17 protein-coding genes are annotated in these 19,268 nt (G+C 64.7%); 9 read left to right on the top strand and 8 right to left on the bottom strand.

Going from position 1 to position 19,268, the window contains the following annotated elements; genetic code table 11:
• Positions 1-2: 2 nt before the first annotated feature.
• Positions 3-752, bottom strand: a complete 750-nt coding sequence (locus YU3_RS0113920) for an MOSC domain-containing protein (RefSeq protein WP_027166831.1) — start codon at positions 750-752, stop codon at positions 3-5.
• Positions 752-2,707 carry an acetate--CoA ligase gene (acs, locus tag YU3_RS0113915; protein WP_027166830.1) on the bottom strand — a complete coding sequence of 652 codons (1,956 nt, stop codon included), beginning with the start codon at positions 2,705-2,707 and terminating at the stop codon, positions 752-754. The genes YU3_RS0113920 and acs overlap by 1 nt, the downstream gene beginning before the upstream one ends.
• Positions 2,708-3,011: 304 nt before the next feature.
• On the opposite strand from acs, the gene YU3_RS0113910 reads away from it, so the two are divergent.
• Positions 3,012-3,284 carry an aspartate-semialdehyde dehydrogenase gene (locus YU3_RS0113910; protein WP_027166829.1) on the top strand — a complete coding sequence of 91 codons (273 nt, stop codon included), beginning with the start codon at positions 3,012-3,014 and terminating at the stop codon, positions 3,282-3,284.
• A 60-nt stretch (positions 3,285-3,344) separates the two neighbouring features.
• On the opposite strand, the gene YU3_RS0113905 is transcribed toward YU3_RS0113910, so the two are convergent.
• Together YU3_RS0113905 and YU3_RS0113900 are read right to left on the bottom strand one after the other, a co-directional pair.
• Positions 3,345-4,379 carry an aldo/keto reductase gene (locus YU3_RS0113905; RefSeq protein ID WP_027166828.1) on the bottom strand — a complete coding sequence of 345 codons (1,035 nt, stop codon included), beginning with the start codon at positions 4,377-4,379 and terminating at the stop codon, positions 3,345-3,347.
• A 40-nt stretch (positions 4,380-4,419) separates the two neighbouring features.
• Positions 4,420-5,607 carry an MFS transporter gene (locus tag YU3_RS0113900; protein ID WP_027166827.1) on the bottom strand — a complete coding sequence of 396 codons (1,188 nt, stop codon included), beginning with the start codon at positions 5,605-5,607 and terminating at the stop codon, positions 4,420-4,422.
• Positions 5,608-5,724: 117 nt separating this feature from the next.
• Between YU3_RS0113900 and YU3_RS0113895 the strand changes: the two genes are divergently transcribed.
• Positions 5,725-6,630: a LysR family transcriptional regulator gene (locus tag YU3_RS0113895; protein ID WP_027166826.1), complete on the top strand. Its 906-nt coding sequence runs from the start codon at positions 5,725-5,727 to the stop codon at positions 6,628-6,630.
• Between the two features lie 65 nt (positions 6,631-6,695).
• Here YU3_RS0113895 and YU3_RS0113890 read toward each other — a convergent pair whose 3' ends face one another.
• From YU3_RS0113890 to YU3_RS0113880, 3 genes are all read right to left on the bottom strand, one after another.
• Positions 6,696-7,745 carry an aldo/keto reductase gene (locus tag YU3_RS0113890; protein WP_027166825.1) on the bottom strand — a complete coding sequence of 350 codons (1,050 nt, stop codon included), beginning with the start codon at positions 7,743-7,745 and terminating at the stop codon, positions 6,696-6,698.
• A 141-nt stretch (positions 7,746-7,886) separates the two neighbouring features.
• A complete protein-coding gene (locus YU3_RS36505; protein WP_027166824.1) occupies positions 7,887-8,291 on the bottom strand; it encodes a hypothetical protein in 405 nt (134 codons plus the stop codon).
• Positions 8,292-8,431: 140 nt separating this feature from the next.
• A complete protein-coding gene (locus YU3_RS0113880; protein WP_027166823.1) occupies positions 8,432-9,097 on the bottom strand; it encodes a YggS family pyridoxal phosphate-dependent enzyme in 666 nt (221 codons plus the stop codon).
• Between the two features lie 147 nt (positions 9,098-9,244).
• On the opposite strand from YU3_RS0113880, the gene leuS reads away from it, so the two are divergent.
• Both leuS and lptE read left to right on the top strand, forming a co-directional pair.
• Entirely contained in the window at positions 9,245-11,887 is a 2,643-nt protein-coding gene (gene leuS / locus YU3_RS0113875) for a leucine--tRNA ligase (protein ID WP_027166822.1), read from the top strand.
• Positions 11,874-12,455 carry an LPS assembly lipoprotein LptE gene (lptE, locus tag YU3_RS0113870; protein ID WP_027166821.1) on the top strand — a complete coding sequence of 194 codons (582 nt, stop codon included), beginning with the start codon at positions 11,874-11,876 and terminating at the stop codon, positions 12,453-12,455. Before leuS ends, lptE begins: the two co-directional genes overlap by 14 nt.
• A 210-nt stretch (positions 12,456-12,665) precedes the next feature.
• On the opposite strand, the gene fsa is transcribed toward lptE, so the two are convergent.
• Positions 12,666-13,322, bottom strand: coding sequence for a fructose-6-phosphate aldolase (gene fsa / locus YU3_RS0113865; protein WP_027166820.1), 657 nt, complete (start codon positions 13,320-13,322; stop codon positions 12,666-12,668).
• 90 nt (positions 13,323-13,412) lie between these two features.
• On the opposite strand from fsa, the gene YU3_RS0113860 reads away from it, so the two are divergent.
• From YU3_RS0113860 to atpA, 5 genes are all read left to right on the top strand, one after another.
• On the top strand, positions 13,413-15,596 hold the full coding sequence (locus YU3_RS0113860; protein ID WP_027166819.1) for a primosomal protein N': 2,184 nt from the start codon (positions 13,413-13,415) through the stop codon (positions 15,594-15,596).
• A gap of 32 nt (positions 15,597-15,628) precedes the next feature.
• Positions 15,629-16,324 carry an aspartate/glutamate racemase family protein gene (locus tag YU3_RS0113855; protein ID WP_027166818.1) on the top strand — a complete coding sequence of 232 codons (696 nt, stop codon included), beginning with the start codon at positions 15,629-15,631 and terminating at the stop codon, positions 16,322-16,324.
• 95 nt (positions 16,325-16,419) lie between these two features.
• Positions 16,420-16,815 (top strand): DUF4345 family protein, encoded by a 396-nt coding sequence (locus YU3_RS0113850; RefSeq protein ID WP_027166817.1) that lies wholly within the window; start codon positions 16,420-16,422, stop codon positions 16,813-16,815.
• A gap of 351 nt (positions 16,816-17,166) precedes the next feature.
• Positions 17,167-17,727, top strand: a complete 561-nt coding sequence (locus tag YU3_RS0113840) for a F0F1 ATP synthase subunit delta (RefSeq protein WP_027166816.1) — start codon at positions 17,167-17,169, stop codon at positions 17,725-17,727.
• Positions 17,727-19,256, top strand: a complete 1,530-nt coding sequence (gene atpA / locus YU3_RS0113835) for a F0F1 ATP synthase subunit alpha (RefSeq protein WP_027166815.1) — start codon at positions 17,727-17,729, stop codon at positions 19,254-19,256. The genes YU3_RS0113840 and atpA overlap by 1 nt, the downstream gene beginning before the upstream one ends.
• Positions 19,257-19,268: the final 12 nt, after the last annotated feature.

The raw sequence follows: 19,268 nt of genomic DNA, 5'->3' as shown, positions 1-19,268 counted from the left end.
CCCTAAACGAAGCGCATGGGCGCGCCGATCCCGACGCGCGCCGGCCGGTCGACGGTGCAATAGACCCCGAGATTGTGGGCGTTGTGGCGCACCAGGTTGCGCAGGATGCCGGGATCGGTGTCGAAGCCGTCCTGGGCGATGATGGTGAAGCCGCAGCGGCGGCAGGGTTCGGAGACGGTGAGCCGCAAATCGCCCACCGCGAGTTTCCTGCCGATCCACTCCGTCTCCGGAAAGGCGCCTTCGACCGGGTCCATGTCGACGACGATGTTGGGGCGGAAGCGGCGCGGGTCGGGCGTGCCTTCAGGATGCAGCGCCTTCAGCCTGGCCAGCGAGGCGGTGGTGAGCAGATGGATCGGCGCCTTGGCATAGCGGGCCTCGGTCAGCGGGCCGGGATACAAGGGCGCCGCGTTCTGCGAGCCGAACGGCCGGATCGAGGCGTCGAAGCCGAGAAAGGCGGATACCGCGCGGTCGCTTTCCTGACCGGGCGCCGGCAGCCAGACGCCGCCGGGCACGGCCACTTCGAGTTGCCGGTCTTCGCTCAGCCGGGTGCGGATCAGCGGCACCTTGTGCCATCTGGCTTCGCGGTCGGGCCTGGCGATCTCGCCGTCGGAGGCATCGACCAGACCGAACAGCCGGTCGCCGTCGACGGTCTTCAGCCCGACGGAGATGGCGTCAAGCCGCTCTCCGGCGAGCGAGCTTGCCGGATAGCGCCAGAGCTGGCTGACGGTGCCGAGGATGGCCTCGCCGGTCATCAGCCCTTCTTGTTCTGCCGGTTGGCGACGAGGTCGTCGACCACGGCCGGGTCGGCCAGCGTCGAGGTGTCGCCGAGCGCGCCGTAATCGTCCTCGGCGATCTTGCGCAGGATGCGGCGCATGATCTTGCCCGACCGGGTTTTTGGCAGGCCCGGCGCGAACTGGATCTTGTCAGGCGAGGCGATGGCGCCGATCTCCTTGCGGACATGGGCGACGAGCTCCTTGCGCAGGTCCTCGCTCGGCGCCTCGCCAGCCATCAGCGTGACGTAGCAATAGATGCCTTGCCCCTTGATGTCGTGCGGATAGCCGACGACGGCGGCCTCCGAGACCTTGTCGTGGCTGACCAGCGCCGATTCCACTTCCGCCGTGCCCATACGATGGCCGGAAACATTGATGACGTCGTCGACGCGGCCGGTGATCCAGTAATAACCGTCTTCGTCGCGGCGGCAGCCGTCGCCGGTGAAGTACTTGCCCTTGTAGGTCGAAAAATAGGTCTGCACGAAACGGTCGTGGTCGCCATAGACGGTGCGCATCTGGCCAGGCCAGGAATCGGCGATGCAGAGATTGCCATCGGCAGCACCTTCGAGAACCGTGCCGTCGCCATTGACCAGCTGCGGCTGGACGCCGAAGAAGGGCCGCGTCGCCGAGCCGGCCTTGAGGTCGGTGGCGCCGGGCAGCGGCGTGATCAGGATGCCGCCGGTCTCGGTCTGCCACCAGGTGTCGACGATCGGCACCTTGGCGTTGCCGACGACGTTGTAATACCACTCCCAGGCTTCCGGATTGATCGGCTCGCCGACCGTACCAAGCACGCGCAGCGACTTGCGCGAGGTCTTCTTCACATGGCTGTCGCCGGCGCCCATCAGCGCGCGCAGCGCCGTCGGCGCGGTGTAGAAGATATTGACCTTATGCTTGTCGATCACTTCCCAGAAGCGCGACTGCGAGGGATAGTTAGGCACGCCTTCGAACATCAGCGTGGTGGCGCCGTTGGCCAAGGGCCCGTAGACGATGTAGCTGTGGCCGGTGACCCAGCCGACATCGGCGGTGCACCAGTAGATGTCGCCGTCATGGTAATCGAAGACATATTGGTGCGTCATCGAGACATAGACGAGATAGCCGGCGGTGGTGTGCAGCACGCCCTTCGGCTTGCCGGTCGAGCCCGAGGTGTAGAGGATGAACAGCGGGTCTTCCGCCTTCATCTTTTCCGGCTTGCAGTCGGCCTTAACGGTCGCCGCCTCGTCGTGGTACCAGACGTCGCGCCCTGGAACCCAGTGGACCTTGCCGCCGGTGCGGCGCACGACCACCACCTTCTCGACCTTGGTGCCGGCCCTGGCGGCGATGTCGACCGCCTTGTCGGTGTTGTCCTTGAGCGGGATCGGCTTGCCGCCGCGCAGGCCCTCGTCGGCGGTGATGACGATGGTCGACTTGCAGTCGTCGATGCGGCCGGCCAGCGCGTCGGGCGAGAAGCCGCCGAACACCACCGAATGGATGGCGCCGATGCGCGTGCAGGCCAGCATCGCGTAGGCCGTTTCCGGGATCATCGGCATGTAGATGGTGACGCGGTCGCCCTTCTTGACGCCATGCTTCTTCAGCACGTTGGCGAAGCGGCAGACATGCGCGTGGAGCTCGTTATAGGTGACCTTGCGGTCATCATAGGGATTGTCGCCTTCCCAGATGATGGCGGTCTGGTCGCCGCGCTTCTTCAGGTGGCGGTCGATGCAATTGTAGGAAACATTGGTCTGGCCGTCCTCGAACCACTTGATCGAGACCTTGCCGTCGAAGGAGGTGTTCTTGACCTTGGTGAAAGGCTTGAACCAGTCGATGCGCTTGCCGTGCTTGCCCCAGAACTTGTCCGGATTTTTGACGCTGTCGGCATACCATTTGAGATAGGTATCGTTGTCGATCAACGCGTTCTTCTTCCACGCCGGCTGAACGCGGTGGACATGCACATCGGACATTTCTTGCTTTCCTCCCGAACCATTCCGCCGGCTTGACGACCGGCGGCATCGCGGCGAAGCGGCCACGAATTCGCGGGCATTATTAACAGTTCCGCCGTGACGGCAACATTAGACGTTGGATTCGCGCGGCGGGATGACGCAGGGGCAAGCGCCAACCACTGTCAGCACTCGCCATACGTCGCTGCTAACTAACTGTTTTGGCGAAGGAAATGCCGGGAAGGATCAACAAAAATCAATAGACAGTTAAGCAACTAAGCGCAGAATCGACATCGGGAGGAAGGAGATCGACCCTAAGGGGGCTGCGATGCACGACCATTCCGAAATGGACCTGATGCTCAAAGGCTATGGGCTGACCACGGCCAAGATTCTCTACCATTACCCCGATCACCCGCATTTGCTGCAAAGCTATATCTGGCAGGACTACGACATCGCGCCGACGTTTCCGGTGCTGATCCGCTTCATCGAGTTCTGGAAGACGAAGCTCGACGGACCGCTGCATTCGATCACCTATACGCACCAGAAGCTGATCGCGCCGAATGAGTGGCACAAGGTCGATGGGGAGTTTTTGGTGCATTGAGGGCTGGTACAGCTGATCTCCCCCCTTGCGGGGGGAGATTGGCAGCTTCAGCGCTGGCGCTCACACCGCCGGCGGATTGAGCCGGGCGAAACCTTCCTGGCGTCGAGAAGGGAAATACGGGTAGGGCGCCGTCACCGCGCTTGCGTCATCGAGCGCCTTGATCTGCTCCGGCGTCAACGCCCAGCCGACGGCGCCGAGGTTCTGGCGGAGCTGCTCCTCGTTACGGGCGCCGATGATCACCGACGACACGGTCGGCCGCTGCAATAGCCAGTTGATGGCGACCTGCGGCACGGTCTTGCCGATCTCGGCGGCGACCACTTCCAGCGCGTCGACCACCTTGAAAAGATCTTCGTCCTCGACCGGCGGGCCGAAATCGGCGGTGTCGTGCAGCCGGCTGTTTTCCGGCAAGGGCTGTCCGCGGCGGATCTTGCCGGTCAGCCGGCCCCAGCCGAGCGGGCTCCAGACCAGCGCACCGATGCCCTGGTCGAGGCCGAGCGGCATCAGTTCCCATTCATAGTCGCGGCCGACCAGCGAATAGTAGACCTGATGCGCGACGTAGCGCGGGTAGCCGTGCTTTTCGGCCAGGCCGAGCGATTTCATCACCTGCCAGCCGGAGAAATTGGAGACGCCGACATAGCGCAGCTTGCCTGAGCGCACGAGCTGATCAAACGTCGAGAGCACTTCCTCGATCGGCGTCGAGGCATCGAAGGCGTGAAGCTGCAAGAGGTCGATATAGTCGGTGCCAAGGCGCTTCAGCGCCGCGTCGACGGAGCGGATCAGCCGCGAACGGGACGAACCCCAGTCGGCCGGCCCGTCGCCCATCGGCAGCGCGGTCTTGGTCGAGATCAGCACCGCGTCGCGGCGGCCCTTGATCGCCTCGCCAAGCACCTCCTCCGAGGCGCCGTTGGAATAGACGTCGGCCGTGTCGAACAGATTGACGCCCACTTCCAGGCAGATGTCGACAAGGCGGCGCGCTTCTCTCGCGTCGCTGTTGCCCCAGTGGCCGAACAGCGGGCCAGAGCCGCCGAAGGTTCCGGCGCCGAAGGAGAGTGCGGGCACTTTCAGGCCGGACGCGCCGAGAGGTCTATATTCCATGATTTTTCTCCTTGGGATGCCTAACGCGGAATTCAGCCGGTCAGCACTGCGCCGTGACCGGCTTGCCGATCGAGCGGCCGCGTTCGAGACGCAGCGCCATGAGCACCACAGCGAGCGCGGCGAGCGGCACCAGGGCGGCGACGAGGGGGACGGCACCGAGGCCGGGGCCGTGATCGATGACGAAGCCGCCGAGCCAGGCGCCGATGGCGTTGCCGAGATTGAAGGCGGCGATGTTGAAGGAGGAAGCGAGGCCCTGGCCGGCGCCTTGCGCCTTGTCAAGCACCCACATCTGAAGCGGCGCGACGGTGGCGAAGGCGGCAGCACCCAGCAGGCCGACGGCGACGATCGCGGCGATGGGCTGATGGATCGCGGCTGCCATGACGAACAGGACCGCCGACAGCGCGACCAGAGTGCCGATGACCGTCGGCACCAGATGGCGGTCGGCGAGGCGTCCGCCAAGCAGGTTGCCGGCGACCAGCCCGCCGCCGAAGACGAGCAGGATCGGCGACACTGCGGCCTCGGAAAAGCCGCTGACGCGGGTGAGGATCGGCGCCAGATAGGTGAAGGCGGCAAAGACGCCGACCCAGCTTAGCACCGTGGTCAAAAGGCCGAGCAGCACTGGCCGGCGGCCGAGCACGGCGAGCGTGCCTTCGGAGTTCTCCTCCTCGTCCACTGCTGCCGGCTCGTCGCGCGGCACCAGCAGCGCGATCACGGCAAAGGCGATGACGCCGACCAGCGTGACGGCAAGGAAGGCCGAGCGCCAGCCATAGGCCTGGCCGAGCCAGGTGCCGAAGGGCACGCCGAGGATGTTGGCGACGGTGAGGCCGGTGAACATCAGCGCGATGGCCGAAGCCTTCCTGTTGGGCGCGACAAGGCCGGTGGCGACGACCGAGCCGACACCGAAGAAGGACGCGTGGGCGAAAGCGGTGAGCACGCGCGCGACCATGAGTGTCCAGTAGCCGGGCGCCAGCGCGCAAGCGAGGTTGCCGACCGTGAAGACCACCATCAGGGCAAGCAGCAAAGTCTTGCGCGGCAGGCGGCCGGTCAGCGCGCCAAGCAGCGGCGCGCCGACGACGACGCCCAGCGCATAGCCGGAAATGAGCAGGCCCGCCGCCGAGATCGAGACGCCGAGATCGGCGCTGACATCGAGTAGCAGGCCCATGATGACGAATTCGGTGACACCGATGCCGAAGGCGCCGGCGGTGAGGGCATAAAGGGCAAGAGGCATGGCGATCGTCCGTTGGGTGCTGACGGGCGCTTCGGTCCCGCGACCCGGAAGATCGTGATCCGCCAAGCTGTGAACCAGCCTTGCATCAGGCATATTTTCTGTGAAATAGATTCACGAATGGCGAGACCCGAAACCAACCGTTCCGGCGAGATCGAAGTGTTTGTCCGCGTCGTCGAGGCGGGCAGTTTTTCCGCAGCGGCGCGGGCGTTGCGCATGACGCCGTCGGCGGTGAGCAAGCTGATGGCGCGGCTGGAGGCGCGGCTTGGCGCGCGGCTCATCAGCCGCTCGACGCGCCGGCTGCAACTGACACCCGAGGGAACCGCCTTTTACGACAGTGGCATGCGCATCCTTGCCGACCTCGACGCGGCCGAACGGGAAGCCGCGGCGGGTGCGGCGCCGCGCGGCAGGCTGAGGGTCAATTCCTATGTGCCGTTCGGCCAGCACCGGCTGATGCCGCTGTTGCCGCGCTTCCTCGAGCGCTACCCGGAAATCTCCATCGAGGCGGTGCTGACCGACAGCGTCATCGACCTGATGGAGGAGCGTGCCGACGTTGCGATCCGCGCCGGCCCGCTGCGCGAGTCACGGCTGGTGGCGCGCAAGCTCGGCCAGAGCCGGATGGTGGTCGTCGCCGCGCCCGCCTATCTCGAAGCGCGCGGCACGCCTCGGACGCCTGCCGATCTCAACCGTCACAATCTGCTCGCCTTCGGCTTCGTACGGCATATCGACGGCATGCCGTTCTTGGGTGGGAAAGGCACGTCGCTCATGATTCCGATTGCCGGCAATTCGACGGTGAGCGATGGCGAGGCCATGCGGCTGACCGCGCTGGCCGGCGCGGGCATCGCAAGGCTGGCACGCTGGCATGTCGAGCCCGACATCGCCGCCGGGCGGCTCGTGCAATTGCTGGAAGAGTTCAATCCCGGCGACGAAGAGCAGACGCATGCCGTCTATGTCGGCCAGGGCAAGCATCTGCCGGCCCGGGTGCGCGCCTTTCTCGATTTCCTCGCGGAGACCGTTCGTATTTGAAAGAAAAGCCGCGCGTCCAGGGACGAGCGGCTGTCGAAGGGGGTCGGCTTGCTTGCGAAGACGGATTACGCCTTCGGCACGAATGGCGCCGGACGCCGGCCGGCGTCCTGCCGCTCCAGCATCCAGCCGGGATATTCGGCAGGCAGCGCGCTCACCTCGTCGAGTCTGGCGAGGTCGTCGGCATCGAGCTCCAGACCGGTCGCGGCGAGGTTCTGCTCGAGCTGGTCCATGCGGCTGGCGCCGATGAGGACGCTCATGACAAAAGGTTTTGCGAGCACATAGCCCAGCGCCACGGTGGCGACGCTGACATCGTGTTTCTTCGCGACCTCGCGCATGACGGCGACCGCCGCCCAGGCGCGATCCTCATTGACCGGCGGGAAGTTGAAGGAAGCGCGGCGGCCCTCGCCATTGCCAGGCGCGCCGGGGCCGTATTTACCGGAGAGCAGGCCGCCGGCCATCGGCGACCAGACCATCAGGCCGAGCTTCTCTGCGTTGATGAGCGGCACGATCTCGCGCTCGAGATCGCGGCCGGCGATCGAGTAATAGGACTGGATGGTCTCGAAACGGGCAAACCCCTTGCGCTCGGCGATGCCCAGCGCCTTGGCTATCCGCCAGGCCTGCCAATTGGAGACGCCGACATAGCGCACCTTGCCGCTGGCGACGAGATCGTCGAGCGCGCGCAGTGTCTCGTCGATCGGCGTTACCGTGTCGGTGCCGTGCAACTGGTAGAGGTCGATATGTTCGAGCTGCAGCCGCTTCAGGCTGCCGTCGACCGAATCCATGATATGGCCGCGCGAGGAACCGCGCTCGTTCGGCCCGTTGCCCATGGCGCCATGCACCTTGGTGGCGATGATGACGTCCGAACGCTTGACGCCGAGGTCCCTGAGCGACTGTCCCAGCAGTTGCTCCGACTGGCCGAAGGAATAGACGTTCGCCGTGTCGAAGAAATTGACGCCGGCGGCAATCGAGCGGCCGACGATCTCGTTGACGCCTTTCTGGTCGAGGCTGGCGATGAGGCCCCATTGGGCATTCTCGCCGGCGGCGCCGAAGGTCATGGTGCCGAGGCAGAGTTCGGAAACGAACAAGCCGGTATTGCCAAGCTGGTTGTAGCGCACGTGGATTTCCCCAGGAGAAAGACTGAATGACACGAGGCAAATAGGAACGGCCCGTTTCGTTTCAAGCTTCGGCGAAACACTATTGGCGATTTTGGCAGGGCCGGTAACGGGATCGTGACAACGAGCCCGCGGCCGGATCGCTCAGCTTTCAACCATTGCGAGGATCGCAAATGCCATCATGCCGAAGGCGACAGCCGCCAGCGGCAGCAGGATCTCGATCGTCGCCGTGCTGGCCTTCACCGGGCGGTCGCCGGTGTCGAATTCGCCGGCCATCCAATCGGGAAAAGCCTTGGTTCTGCCAGGAGCGTTAATTCGGTGATGGCGCCAGACGCGACCGGCGATGGCCGGCAAAGCCACCGACATCACGATGAATCCGGTCACGACGAAAAGCAGGTAGTTGTCATAGTCGCTGCCTGCGAAGCCGACCCAGGCAGAGAGCGCATAGCAGACTGCAAGCCCCACCATGGCGAAATAGACCCATCGGTGCAGCCCGCGGGAGACTTGCCGGTTCTGTGAGATATGCTGGTCGTGGCGTGGGACGGTCATAGAGGCCTCCTTTGGCTTGAAGGAGCCGCTCGCTCGCTCGTTTCCTACGCCCGCAGCTAACGCGAAGTCCCTGCACGACAATGCGGTGGGATGACGCGCCCGCCCCAAGGAAAAGAGTGCTTACGCTTCATTGAAGCGTTCTATGTCCGGTTGCCGAAGATCGCCGAGCCGACCCTGACGCTGGTCGCGCCGAAGGCGATGGCGGTTTCGTAGTCGCCGGACATGCCCATCGAGAGTTTCGCGACGCCCGCTTCGCGCGCGATCTTCTCCAGCAGCGCGAAATGCGGGCCGGGGTTTTCATCGGCCGGAGGGATGCACATTAGGCCTTCTATGGCGAGGCCGTGCACGTCGCGGCAGCGTTCGACGAAACGAACCGCCTCGCGCGGCTCGATGCCGGCCTTCTGCGGCTCGGAGCCTGTGTTGACCTGAACATAGAGCTTCAGCGCCCGGCCCTGCCTGGCGATCTCCTTGGCGAGCTCGGCGGCGATCTTCTCGCGGTCTACGGTCTCGATGACATCGAACAGCGCCACCGCTTCCTTGGCCTTGTTGGACTGCAGCGGGCCGATCAGATGCAGCTCCAGATCGGGGAATGCCTGCTTCAGCGCCGGCCATTTGCCCTGCGCTTCCTGCACCCGGTTCTCGCCAAAGACGCGCTGGCCTGCCTCGACGACCGGGCGGATATCGTCTGCCGCGAAGGTTTTTGACACCGCGACCAGCGTGACGGCGCCGGGGTCGCGTTTGGCCTCGCGTTCAGCGCCTGCGATCTTTGCCTTGACCGCGTGAAGCTGCTCTACGGCGCTCGTCATGCCTATATCCTGCCTATAGTTTTCGTGGCCGGGCCGGCTCGCCGCAGTTGACGGGTCCGGCAATCCATGGTGAACACCGCGACGACATTTCCCAGGCTGCCGGCCATGTCCGGCGCCTTGTGCCAGCTTTTAAGTGAAAAACATCCGATGGCAACCGAACGTTACAATCCGCGCACGTCAGAGCCCAAATGGCAGAAGGCCTGGGCCGAAAAGAAGCTGTTCGAAGCCCAGAACGACGACCCGAAGCCGAAATACTACGTGCTCGAGATGTTCCCCTATCCGTCGGGCAAGATCCATATCGGCCACACCCGCAATTACACGATGGGCGACGTGGTGGCGCGCTACAAGCGCGCCAGGGGCTTCAACGTGCTGCACCCGATGGGCTGGGACGCTTTCGGCATGCCGGCTGAAAATGCCGCCATGCAGAACAAGGTCCACCCCAAGGACTGGACCTACGAAAATATCGCCGTCATGCGCGAGCAGCTCAAGATGATGGGCCTGTCGCTCGACTGGGCGCGCGAGTTCGCCACCTGCGACGTCGACTACTACCACCGCCAGCAGATGTTGTTCCTCGACTTCGTCGAGAAGGGGCTGGTGACGCGCAAATCCTCCAAGGTCAACTGGGATCCGGAGGACATGACCGTGCTCGCCAACGAGCAGGTCATCGACGGCCGCGGCTGGCGCTCGGGCGCGCTGGTCGAGCAGCGCGAGCTGACGCAGTGGTTCTTCAAGATCACCGAGTTCGCGCAGGATCTGCTGGACTCGCTCGACCGGCTCGACGAGTGGCCGGAAAAGGTCAAGCTGATGCAGCACAACTGGATCGGCCGCTCGGAAGGGCTGCTGATCCGCTGGCCGCTGGCCGTGGCAAGTTCCGACAAGATTGGTGGCGACACCCGCGAGTTGGAGGTCTACACGACAAGGCCCGACACCATCTTCGGCGCTTCCTTCATGGCGGTCGCGGCTGACCACCCGCTGGCCAGGAAGGCGGCCGAAAGCAATGTCGAGCTGGCGAAGTTCATCGAAGAGGTCCGCCACATGGGCACCTCGGTGGCCGCGCTGGAGACGGCCGAGAAGAAGGGCTTCGACACCGGCATCCGCGTCGTCCATCCGTTCGACGAGACCTGGACGCTGCCGGTCTATGTCGCCAATTTCGTGCTGATGGAATATGGCACCGGCGCCATTTTCGGCTGTCCGTCGGGCGACCAGCGCGACCTCGACTTCGCCAACAAATACGGTCTGCCGGTGATCCCGGTGGTGATGCCGGAGGACGCCGACGCAAAAACCTTCCAGGTCATCGAGGAGGCCTATGTCGACGACGGCGTGATGATCAATTCGCGCTTCCTCGACGGCATGAAGCCGGAGAAGGCCTTCAACGAAGTGGCGAAGCTTCTGGAAGAAAAGACGATCGGCGGCCGGCCGATGGCGGAGCGCAAGGTGAATTTCCGCCTGCGCGACTGGGGCATTTCGCGCCAACGCTACTGGGGCTGTCCGATCCCGATGATCCATTGCGAAGCCTGCGGCGTGGTGCCGGTGCCGAAGGCCGACCTGCCGGTGAAGCTGCCCGACGACATCGAGTTCGACCGTCCGGGCAATCCGCTCGACCGTCATCCGACCTGGCGGCATGTGAAATGCCCGCAATGCGGACGCGATGCGCGGCGCGAGACCGACACGATGGACACGTTCGTCGATTCGTCGTGGTATTTCGCGCGCTTCACCGCGCCGTGGGCGAACGAGCCGACCGAGCCGAAAGCGGCCGACGAATGGCTGGCGGTCGACCAGTATATCGGCGGCATCGAGCACGCGATCCTGCATCTGCTCTATTCGCGCTTCTTCACCCGCGCCATGCGCGAGACCGGTCACCTGAACCTTGCCGAGCCGTTCAAGGGCCTGTTCACGCAAGGCATGGTGGTGCACGAGACCTACCGTGTCGGCGGGCCGTCCAACAATGGACGCTGGCTGTCGCCGAGCGAGGTCAGGCTCGAGGACATCGACGGCAAGCGCCACGCCGTCGAGATCGCCACCGGCGAGGAAGCGACGATCGGCGCGCTGGAGAAGATGTCGAAGTCGAAGAAGAACACGGTGAGCCCTGAAGAAATCACCGACGGCTACGGCGCCGACACGGCGCGCTGGTTCATGCTGTCGGACTCGCCGCCGGAGCGCGACGTCGAATGGACCGACGAAGGCGCCGCCGGCGCGCATCGCTTCGTGCAGCGCGTCTGGCGCCTGGTGCAGATCGCGGCCGAGCAGCTTCCCGGCGTGAAGCCCGTGGCAGCCAAGGACGGCGAGGCGGGTGCCGTTTCCAAGTCCGCGCACAAGATCCTGAAGGCGGTTGGCGAGGACATCGAGAAGCTCGGTTTCAACCGTGCCATCGCCCGCATCTACGAGCTCGCCAATGTGCTGGCGACGCCGCTCAACGACGTTGCCGAAGGCAAGGCCGACGCCGCGCTGAAGGGCGCCTGCCGCGAGGCGGTGGAAATCATGGTGCACATCATCGCGCCGGTCATGCCGCACCTGGCGGAGGAATGCTGGCAGGCGCTGGGCGGCGCCGAGATGGTCGCCGAGCGGCCCTGGCCGGTCTTTGATCCGGCGCTGGTCGTCGACAACGAGATCGTGCTTCCGGTGCAGGTCAACGGCAAGAAGCGCGGGGATTTGACAATTGCCCGCGACGCGGATCAAGGTGCCGTCGAAAAAGCGGTGCTGGCCCTCGACTTCGTGCAAAAAGCACTGGAAGGTAAGGCTCCGCGCAAGGTGATCATCGTCCCGCAGAGGATCGTCAATGTCGTTGCCTGATCCGGTGAAGTCACAAGCGGCCCGCCTGCGCGGCCGCGTGGCGGTTTGCGGCATGGTCGCCGCGCTGGCGCTGGTCTCGGCCTGCACCGTGCGGCCGCTCTATTCCAACCAGCCGCTGTCGCCCGGATCGCAGCTCAGCGCGTCCGCCGAGCTCGCCTCGATCTCGATCAAGCCGGTCGGCACCCGCTACGGGCAACAGGTGCGCAACAACCTGATCTTCGCCTTCGGGCAAGGCTCGGGCGAACCCGCCTCGCCGGCCTACACGCTCGATCTCGGCGTCACCGAGCTGGTCGAATCGGCGGCCATCGTGCAGGTGCAGACCCAGGAAGACGAGCCGACCGCGGGCACGGTCACGCTGACCGCCAATTACGTGCTGCGCGATACCGCGACCAACACGGTGATTGCCGTCGGCAAGCGCTCGATTCCGTCGTCCTTCGACCGGCCGCGCCAGGAATACGCGGCCTACCGGGCGCAGATCGACGCCGAGAACCGCGCGGCGCGCGAACTGGCCGACCTGCTGCGGCTGTCGATAGCCCAGGACTTGGCCAAGCACGGCAAGAAAGCCTGAGGCGTGCCGATATTCAGGTGAGGCCGGCCTGCGAACGGCGGTTTCCTTCGCTTCCGGTGCTCACGTACTTTAAGTACGCTCCGCTCCGGTTCTCGGAAACCACCATTCTCGGCTTCGCCTGACCTGAATCTCGACGCGCCTCCCCGCATTGCTTGCATTCACAGAAAAAGGCCGGTCACCCGGCCTTTTTCTGTTTCTGACGAAGGGGTGTCAGCTGATCTTCTGGCCGGTCTTGGCCCAGTCGGCGAGGAAGGCGGCGAGGCCCTTGTCGGTCAGCGGATGATTGACCAGCGCCTTCAGCGTTGCTGGCGGCGCCGTGATGACGTCGGCGCCGATGAGCGCGGCCTGCTTGACGTGGTTCACCGTGCGCACCGATGCGGTCAGGATCTCGGTCTTGTAATCATAATTGTCGTAGATCTGCCGGATCTCCTGGATCAGCTCCATGCCGTCCGAGCCGGTGTCGTCGATGCGGCCGACGAAGGGCGAGATGAAGGAGGCGCCGGCCTTGGCGGCGAGCAGCGCCTGGTTGGCCGAGAAGCAGAGCGTGACGTTGACCATGCGGTTCATTTCGGTGCGGATCGTCTTGCAGGCCTTCAGGCCGTCCAGCGTGAGCGGCACCTTGATGCAGACGTTCGGTGCGATCTTGGCCAGCACCTCGGCCTCGGCCATCATATCCTTGAACTCGGTCGCCACGACCTCGGCCGAGACCGGGCCTTCGACGATATCGCAGATCTGCTTGGTGACTTCGGAAATCTTGCCGCCCGATTTCAGGATCAGCGACGGGTTGGTGGTGACGCCATCCAGCAGCCCCAAATCGTGCAGCTCCTTAATTTCCTTGATGTCAGCGGTGTCGACAAAAAACTTCATGGCTGTCTCCTTGGGGATCGCCTGGCGCCCGCCAGGCACATAAGAGGGTCCTCTTTGATCTAGAGCAAAGTCGGGGCAAGGTCACGCCTGATGATGGAAGATTCGCCCTTTGTCGCAGCCGCACCCGTGCTGGTGCCGATGCCCGCCGAACGACCCTACACCTATGCCGTGCCGCCCGGCATGCGCGTGGTGCCGGGCTCGATCGTGCGCGTGCCGCTGGGGCCGCGCCAGGTCGCGGGCATCGTCTGGGACGGCGTCGTCGAAACCGTCGATCCGAAGAAATTGCGGCCGATCGAGGAGGTCTTCGACTGCCCGCCGATCGACAGGGTGATGCGCCGCTTCGTCGACTGGATCGCGCAGTACACATTGTCGGCCCCCGGCATGGTTGCGCGCATGCTGTTGCGCGCGCCGGAGGCTTTCGATCCGGAACCCTGGATCGAAGGGCTGCACCGCACACTGGCCGAACCGGATCGGTTGACCGACGCGCGGCGGCGCGTGCTGGAGACGGCGGAAGGCGGGCTCGCCTGGACACGCTCGGGGCTGGCGCATGCGGCGGGCGTATCCTCCACCGTCATCGACGGGCTGCGCGCTCAGGGCGTGTTCGAGACGGTGATGATCCCGCCGCGACCGGTGGTGGCGGCGCCAGACCCCGATCATGCCGTGCCGGAGCTGATGCCCGACCAGAGGACCGCCGCCGAAAAGCTGCGCGCGGCGATTGCCGCCGATGCCTTCAACGTCACCCTGCTCGACGGCATCACCGGATCGGGCAAGACGGAAGTCTATTTCGAGGCGGTGGCGGCGGCGCTCGACAAGGGCAGGCAGGTGCTGATCCTTTTGCCGGAGATCGCGCTCACCCATGCCTTCCTCGAACGTTTCCAGGACCGGTTCGGCGCCAAGCCGGCGGAATGGCATTCCGACCTGCCGCCCCGGATGCGCGAACGCGTCTGGCGGCAGGTGGCCGAAGGCGGCGTGCGCGTCGTTACCGGCGCACGCTCGGCGCTGTTCCTGCCGTTCAAGGAACTCGGCCTGATCGTCGTCGACGAAGAGCATGACCCTGCCTACAAGCAGGAGGACCGCGTCTTCTACAATGCCCGCGACATGGCGGTGGTGCGCGGCCATATTGGCGGCTTCCCGGTCGTGCTCGCCTCGGCGACGCCGTCGGTGGAAAGCCGGGTCAACGCCAGCCAGGGCCGCTACGAGCGGGCCGTGCTGTCGTCGCGTTTCGCCGACGCCGCGCTACCCGACCTGAAGTCGATCGACATGCGGCGCTCGCCGCCGGCGCGCGGCGGCTTCCTGTCGCCGGTCCTGGTGGAACAGATGCAGCGCACGCTGGAGAGAAAAGAGCAGTCGCTGCTCTTCCTCAACCGGCGCGGCTACGCGCCGCTGACGCTGTGCCGCGTCTGCGGCCATCGCTTCGGCTGCCCGGTCTGCTCGGCCTGGCTGGTCGAGCATCGGTTTCGCGGCCAGCTCGTCTGCCATCATTGCGGCCACAATGAGCGACGGCCTGAGGCCTGCCCGGAATGCGGCACGCTCGATCACCTCGTCGCCTGCGGACCCGGCGTCGAGCGCATCGCCGAGGAGGTGGTGGGGCATTTTCCGGATGCCCGTACCATCGTGCTTTCCTCGGACCTCCTGGGCGGCGTGCGCCGGCTTCGACTCGAGCTTGAGGCCGTCGCCAATGGCGAGGCCGACATCGTCATCGGCACGCAACTGGTGGCAAAGGGACACAACTTCCCGGGCATGACGCTGGTCGGCGTGGTCGACGCGGATTTGGGATTGGCCAATGGCGATCCGCGCGCCGCCGAGCGCACCTTCCAACTGCTCAGCCAGGTGACGGGGCGCGCCGGCCGCACCGGCAAGAAGAGCCTCGGCCTCTTGCAGACCTATCAGCCCGACCATCCGGTGATGCGGGCGATCGTATCGGGCGATTCGGAAGCTTTTTACGAGCGCGAGATCACCGAGCGGGAACGAGCGGCGCTGCCGCCCTTCGGCCGACTCGCCGGCATCATCATCAGCGCCGCTACGCGGGGCGAGGCGGAAAGCCATGCGAGGGCCTTAAGGCGCGCGGCGCCGACGGCTTCCGATCTCTTCGTGCTCGGCCCGGCCGAGGCGCCGCTGTCGCTGATCGGCGGTCGCCACCGCTTCCGCCTGCTGGTGCAGGGCGAGCGGCGCGCCGACATGCAGGGCTTCATCCGCGCCATGCTGGCCGATGGGCCGAAGCTGCGCGGCTCGGTGCGGGTCCAGGTCGACATCGATCCGCAGAGCTTCCTATAAGCGTGAGAGACAGTCTCGACGGAGTGCCCACCATGAAAACCCTTGGCCTCATCGGCGGCATGAGCTGGGAATCGACGGCGATCTATTACCGGCTGCTCAACGAGATCGTGCGCGAGCGTCTGGGCGGTTTGCATTCAGCGAAGCTCTTGTTGTGGTCGTTCGATTTCGCCGAGATCGCCGAACGGCAGCACGCGGGCGACTGGGAAGGCGCCGGCGCTCTTCTGGTGGAAGCGGCGCGCAGGCTGGAGTCGGGCGGCGCCGAAGGATTGGTGATCTGCACCAACACCATGCACAAGCTGGCCGATTCGGTGCAGGCGGCCGTCTCTATCCCGCTCATCCACATCGCCGACGCAACCGGGCACGCCGTTGTCGGCGCAGGCGCGAAACGGCCGGCGCTGCTCGCGACACGCTTCACCATGGAGCAGGATTTCTACAAGGGCCGGCTCGCCGACAAATACGGCCTTGAGCCGATAGTGCCGAACCAGGCCGGCCGCGACATGGTGCACAAGGTGATCTATGACGAGCTCTGCCAGGGCATCGTCAAAGGCGAATCGAAATCCGCCTATCTCGATGAAGTCGGCCGGATGCGGCGCGACGAGAACGTGGATAGCGTCATCATGGGCTGCACCGAGATCACCATGCTGATCGGCCAGGACGATTTCGACGTTCCGGTATTCGACACCACGCGCATCCATGCCGAAGCCGCGGTCGATTTCGCGCTCTCCTGATGCGCGATCCCTAATGTGTGCGCCCTCCTCTGGCGAACTGCTTTTCCCTCGCTAGAATGCCGGCGTTTCAGAACAAGAAATAAGAGGGGGATTTTATGGACTTTGCGTTTCCATGGCCCGTGAGCCAGGGCGAATGGCTGGCCTGGTCAAGCGCCGTCGTGACTTTGCTCATCGGCCTGTTCCTGTTCCTGGCGCCGGCGCTTGCCTTTCGCGTGCTGCGCCTGCAGCCAAGGCCGGAGAAAGCGGCGGCGATCGCCGAGGGCCGCGGCCGCATGTCGGGCTTCTATCTCGGCGTCAGTCTGTGCTGCATCCTTTTGGCGCAGCCGCTGCTTTATATGGCGTTGGGCTTCTCCTGGCTGTTCACCGCGTTCGGCCGGCTCTTGTCGATGATGTCGGACGGCGCCAACACCCCTTTCAACTGGGCTTCCATCGTGGTTGAATTGGCGCTGGCGGCGCTGCCGCTGGCCTTTGCCTTCGGCTTCGTGCCGTGAATTCGTGACTAAAGCGCGTCGCGTTGAAACGGATCCCAAGCGACGCGCTTCAGGTCGTTGTTTTGATGCATGTCGTTCTCCCAAAACCGCTGCGCACTTTTGGGCGACATGCATTAATCCTGCGCTTAGGGTTGGTCTTCTTCGCCTGATGCGACAAAAGTGCCTGAAAAGCATGCCGGACGATGCATTGCGGTCTTAAAAAGCCTGTGCTAGACGGCAATCGACTTTCGACCGGGGATAGCGGAAGCCGCGCCTCCGTGCTTGGAAAAATGCAGTAAGGTCAAAGATTTAGCCAGAGTTTTCGCTCGCGCCAACAATCTGCGGCCTGTCAGACAAGAGAAAAGACGGTCCGTGGCCCAATCGTCATCGCCAATCTCAGCTGTCGCAGAGCGCTATGCAGGTTCGCTGTTCGAGCTCGCGCTGCAGGACAATTCGGTCGCCAAGGTCGAGGCCGACCTCGGCAGCTTCGAGGCGATGCTCAACGGCAGCGACGACCTTTCGCGGCTGATCAACAGCCCGGTGTTTTCCAGCGAGGACCAGGCAAGGGCCATCGCTGCCATCGCCGACAAGGCCAAGATCACCGGCCTGGTCGGCAATTTCCTGCGCGTCGTGGCCAAGAACCGCCGCCTGTTCGCGGTGCCCGGCATGATCAAGGCGTTCCGCCAGATCGCCGCCGACCATCGCGGCGAGACATCCGCCGAAGTCACTTCGGCGCATGCGCTGACGGCCGCGCAGCAAACTGAACTCAAGGCGGCGCTGACGGGCATCGCCGGCAAGGACGTGGCCATCGCCATGACCGTCGATCCGTCGCTGCTCGGCGGCCTGATCGTCAAGATGGGCTCGCGCCAGATCGATACGTCGCTCAAAACCAAACTCAATTCGCTCAAGCTTGCACTGAAAGAGGTCGGCTGATGGACATCCGCGCCGCGGAAATTTCCGCAATTCTGAAAGACCAGATCAAGAATTTCGGCAAGGAGGCCGAGGTCTCCGAAGTCGGCCAGGTTCTGTCCGTCGGTGACGGCATCGCCCGCGTCTACGGCCTTGACAATGTCCAGGCCGGCGAGATGGTCGAATTCCCCGGCGGCATCCGCGGCATGGCGCTGAACCTCGAAGCCGACAATGTCGGCGTCGTCATCTTCGGCGCCGACCGCGACATCAAGGAAGGCGACACCGTCAAGCGCACCGGCGCCATCGTCGACGCGCCTGTCGGCATGGGCCTGCTCGGTCGCGTCGTCGATGCCCTCGGCAACCCGATCGACGGCAAGGGTCCGATCAAGGCCACCGAACGCAAGCGCGTCGACGTCAAGGCGCCCGGTATCATCCCGCGCAAGTCGGTGAACGAGCCGATGTCGACGGGCCTCAAGGCTATCGATGCGCTGATCCCGGTCGGACGCGGCCAGCGCGAACTGGTCATCGGCGACCGCCAGACCGGCAAGACCGCCATCATCCTCGACACGATGCTGAACCAGAAGTCGGTGCACGACAACGGCCCGGAGAAGGAGAAGCTCTACTGCGTCTACGTCGCCGTCGGCCAGAAGCGCTCGACCGTCGCGCAGTTCGTGAAGGTGCTGGAAGAGCGCGGCGCGCTCGACTACTCCATCATCGTCGCCGCCACCGCCTCCGATCCGGCGCCGATGCAATTCCTGGCGCCGTTCACGGCGTGCACCATGGGCGAGTATTTCCGCGACAACGGCATGCATGCGCTGATCAGCTATGACGATCTGTCGAAGCAGGCCGTCGCCTATCGCCAGATGTCGCTCTTGCTGCGCCGCCCGCCGGGCCGCGAAGCCTATCCGGGCGACGTCTTCTACCTGCATTCGCGCCTGCTGGAGCGGGCCGCCAAGCTCAATGACGACAATGGAGGCGGCTCGCTGACCGCGCTGCCGATCATCGAGACCCAGGCCAACGACGTGTCGGCCTACATTCCGACCAACGTGATCTCGATCACCGACGGCCAGATCTTCCTGGAAACCAACCTGTTCTTCCAGGGTGTCCGCCCGGCGGTCAACGTCGGCCTGTCGGTGTCGCGCGTCGGCTCGTCGGCGCAGATCAAGGCGATGAAGCAGGTCGCCGGCTCGATCAAGGGCGAGCTCGCGCAGTACCGCGAGATGGCGGCCTTCGCGCAGTTCGGTTCCGATCTCGACGCCGCCACGCAGCGCCTGCTCAATCGCGGCTCGCGCCTGACGGAGCTTCTGAAGCAGCCGCAGTTCTCGCCGCTCAAGGTCGAGGAGCAGGTCGCGGTGATCTTCGCCGGCGTCAACGGCTATCTCGACAAGCTGGCGCTCGGTCAGGTCGGCAAGTTCGAGCATGGCCTGCTCAGCCACATGCGCTCGGCCGGCAAGGACGTGCTCGACGGCATCCGCAAGGAGAAGGCGCTGTCGGACGATTTGCGCGCCAAGCTCAAGGCCGAGATCGACGCCTTCGCCAAGACCTTCGCTTGAACGAAGTCGAAC

It is taken from the genome of Mesorhizobium sp. WSM3224 (assembly GCF_000427725.1).
GTDB lineage: Bacteria > Pseudomonadota > Alphaproteobacteria > Rhizobiales > Rhizobiaceae > Mesorhizobium.
The sequence above is the reverse complement of the archived record's forward strand: the minus strand, read 5'-3'. Positions and strand labels throughout refer to the sequence as shown.

Bases quoted from the DNA above. Each gene is read 5' to 3' on its own strand.
- YU3_RS0113920 (WP_027166831.1), bottom strand. From the start codon at position 752: ATGACCGGCGAGGCCATCCTCGGCACCGTCAGCCAGCTCTGGCGCTAT.
- acs (WP_027166830.1), bottom strand. From the start codon at position 2,707: ATGTCCGATGTGCATGTCCACCGCGTTCAGCCGGCGTGGAAGAAGAAC.
- YU3_RS0113910 (WP_027166829.1), top strand. From the start codon at position 3,012: ATGCACGACCATTCCGAAATGGACCTGATGCTCAAAGGCTATGGGCTG.
- YU3_RS0113905 (WP_027166828.1), bottom strand. From the start codon at position 4,379: ATGGAATATAGACCTCTCGGCGCGTCCGGCCTGAAAGTGCCCGCACTC.
- YU3_RS0113900 (WP_027166827.1), bottom strand. From the start codon at position 5,607: ATGCCTCTTGCCCTTTATGCCCTCACCGCCGGCGCCTTCGGCATCGGT.
- YU3_RS0113895 (WP_027166826.1), top strand. From the start codon at position 5,725: ATGGCGAGACCCGAAACCAACCGTTCCGGCGAGATCGAAGTGTTTGTC.
- YU3_RS36505 (WP_027166824.1), bottom strand. From the start codon at position 8,291: ATGACCGTCCCACGCCACGACCAGCATATCTCACAGAACCGGCAAGTC.
- YU3_RS0113880 (WP_027166823.1), bottom strand. From the start codon at position 9,097: ATGACGAGCGCCGTAGAGCAGCTTCACGCGGTCAAGGCAAAGATCGCA.
- leuS (WP_027166822.1), top strand. From the start codon at position 9,245: ATGGCAACCGAACGTTACAATCCGCGCACGTCAGAGCCCAAATGGCAG.
- lptE (WP_027166821.1), top strand. From the start codon at position 11,874: ATGTCGTTGCCTGATCCGGTGAAGTCACAAGCGGCCCGCCTGCGCGGC.
- fsa (WP_027166820.1), bottom strand. From the start codon at position 13,322: ATGAAGTTTTTTGTCGACACCGCTGACATCAAGGAAATTAAGGAGCTG.
- YU3_RS0113860 (WP_027166819.1), top strand. From the start codon at position 13,413: ATGATGGAAGATTCGCCCTTTGTCGCAGCCGCACCCGTGCTGGTGCCG.
- YU3_RS0113855 (WP_027166818.1), top strand. From the start codon at position 15,629: ATGAAAACCCTTGGCCTCATCGGCGGCATGAGCTGGGAATCGACGGCG.
- YU3_RS0113850 (WP_027166817.1), top strand. From the start codon at position 16,420: ATGGACTTTGCGTTTCCATGGCCCGTGAGCCAGGGCGAATGGCTGGCC.
- atpA (WP_027166815.1), top strand. From the start codon at position 17,727: ATGGACATCCGCGCCGCGGAAATTTCCGCAATTCTGAAAGACCAGATC.